The following is a 727-nucleotide window of genomic DNA, read 5'->3' as shown; positions in this document are numbered from 1 at the left end:
CCTGCTGTTCGACCCCACGCGGGGCACCGGACTGCTCATCAACAACTACGCCACCGTCAACGCGGCCGCCCCGCCCGGAGAACCCGTCCCGGGGACGCACTTCGACGGGCGTCTCCACGGGGTCGTCGTCGCCGACTCGGCGGACCGGACGGCGGCACTGGACGACGAGATCGGCCGCAGGCTGGCCGCCGTCGCGGAGAGCACCAGGGGAGAGGGACGAGGATGAGCGTTGAGTTCCAGGTGCAGGGCGTGCCGGTGTCCGAGCTGGCCCGGCGATACGACACCCCGTTGTTCGTCTACGACGGGACCGTGCTGCGGGACCGGTTCCACGGGCTGCGCGACCGCCTGCACCCGGCCATGGAGATCTTCTACTCGCTCAAGGCCAACCCTAACATCTCGGTCTGCGCGCTGCTGCACTCGTTCGGCGCCCGGGCCGAGGTCTCGTCACTGGTGGAACTGACGACCGCACGCCGGGCCGGTGTGCCACCGGAACAGGTGATCTTCCTCGGCCCGGGCAAGAGCCGGCAGGAGCTGGCCGCCTGCCTGGACACCGGGATCCACGCCATCGTCTGCGAGTCCCTTCCCGAGGTGGCTCTGGTGGACGAGCTGGCCCGGGACCGGGGCGTGCGGGGGCCGGTCGCGCTGCGCGTCAACCCGCGCTTCGCGGTCAAGCGCTCCGGGCTGGCGATGGGCGGCAAACCGCGCCAGTTCGGCATCGACGAGGAGG

Annotated in this window: 2 pseudogenes; both read left to right on the top strand. The window is 71.3% G+C overall.

Annotated features, from left to right (window positions below):
- Nucleotides 1-226, top strand: a pseudogene (locus TN53_RS41430) (peptide ligase PGM1-related protein); the annotation flags it as partial.
- Nucleotides 223-727: pseudogene (locus TN53_RS41425) on the top strand (diaminopimelate decarboxylase); the annotation flags it as partial. The pseudogenes TN53_RS41430 and TN53_RS41425, both read left to right, overlap by 4 nt.

The organism is Streptomyces sp. WM6386, from assembly GCF_000972385.1.
Taxonomy (GTDB): domain Bacteria; phylum Actinomycetota; class Actinomycetes; order Streptomycetales; family Streptomycetaceae; genus Streptomyces.
The sequence above is the reverse complement of the archived record's forward strand: the minus strand, read 5'-3'. Positions and strand labels throughout refer to the sequence as shown.